This window comes from Teichococcus vastitatis, assembly GCF_003604215.1.
In the GTDB taxonomy this organism is placed as follows: domain Bacteria; phylum Pseudomonadota; class Alphaproteobacteria; order Acetobacterales; family Acetobacteraceae; genus Pseudoroseomonas; species Pseudoroseomonas vastitatis.
The window spans coordinates 1-1,302 of sequence record NZ_QXGS01000153.1 but is presented as its reverse complement, the minus strand read 5'-3'; the positions used below and the strand labels follow the sequence as shown (position 1 = coordinate 1,302).

Here is a 1,302-nt window from a genome sequence, read left to right as displayed (position 1 = left end):
TGCACCGCGATGCAAACGCTGAAGCAGGCGCTCGGGGATGAACTGCTTCAGGAGGATAGCTCGGCGGCCGCCGAAGTCATGGCGCATTTGCTGCACCTGGAGAAGCGTGGTGAGGCGGTGTCACAGCTTGGCAAGGATGGCGCCTTGCACTTCGCGAGAGCCTCATAGCCGCCAAGATGCCGAGCGTCTGCTTAAAGATGAAGGTTCGGAACAGGGCCGCCATCGGGTTGCTCCTGACAGGTGCCGCGCAGCGGGAGGGTCAACATGCGCGGGCATTCAGATAGCCCATGGCGTCGGAGCCGTAGCGGGGCGGTCGAGGCAGCCGAGAGCAGAAAGAGATGTTGCAACGGCGGTGTCAAGGGAGGTCCGCGGCTCCGCGCCAATCAACGCCACCAGTCGACTGTTGTCGAACCGCACGGGGTGGCGCCAGTAGGATTCGATCTCCACGACTTCGCGCGGAAAGCCCCCGAAGGGAGCGAGCAAGCGCATCAGCCACCAGGGAAAACGACGCTCCGGGATGTTGCGTCCGACTGCGCGACGCACCGCATCGACCATACCGGTACCACTTGTATCACAATAGCCCTCGAACTGAACCCGTTCAAATGCATCGAGCCGATCGCCTGCCTCCATCAGCCGCACAATCGCCTCGGCTAGATCGGGTAGGTAAGCCCAACTGTGACCCGGGCCGGTCGCGGGATTAAGCAGCCGCTGCACAGGTTGAGCGGGCTTTACCAGACTCTGCGCGAACCAACTGGAACGGACACCCGGTCCGAAGAAATCGCCGGCTCGGACAATCAGGCTTGGCACGGCTGGAGCCGCTTCCTCGAGAAGACGCTCAAGCTGGACGCGGATCGCGCCCTTGCGAGTGCGTGGAGCCTGCGGGGTCGTGGCATCAATGACCGTAATCCGCGCCGGATCGAAGTTATAGATCGTGCCGGGTAGCACGACCCGCGCGCCCCCGGCCGCCTTGGCCGCGGCGAGCGTGTTCGCCATCATGGGCAGGACCAGGCGGTGCCAATCGCGGTACCCAGGCGGATTGACAGCGTGCACGATGGCGTCGACGCTGCTGGCTGCCGAGATGACATCCGCTTGGCTCATCGCATCTCCGGCGATCCAGCCCGAGAGACGGCCGCCCTTGGCAGCCGCGTTTGCCGGATCACGCACCAGGGCCCGGACCGTCCATCCATGCCGGTCCAGCGCCGCAGCGATCCCGCCGCCGATGCCCCCTGTCGCGCCCAGGACTAGCGCTGTCTTGTTCGTCCTCATCACGCATCTCCTCACTGAGACGCAAAGGATGCACCG

At 64.5% G+C, this 1,302-nt stretch carries 1 protein-coding gene; it reads right to left on the bottom strand.

The window, feature by feature from the left end; genetic code table 11:
• Positions 1–276: 276 nt before the first annotated feature.
• Positions 277–1,266 (bottom strand): NAD-dependent epimerase/dehydratase family protein, encoded by a 990-nt coding sequence (locus D2K64_RS23605; RefSeq protein ID WP_120010855.1) that lies wholly within the window; start codon positions 1,264–1,266, stop codon positions 277–279.
• Between the last annotated feature and the right edge of the window lie 36 nt (positions 1,267–1,302).

Coding starts and splice junctions, on each gene's coding strand:
- D2K64_RS23605 (WP_120010855.1), bottom strand. CDS start 1,266: ATGAGGACGAACAAGACAGCGCTAGTCCTGGGCGCGACAGGGGGCATC.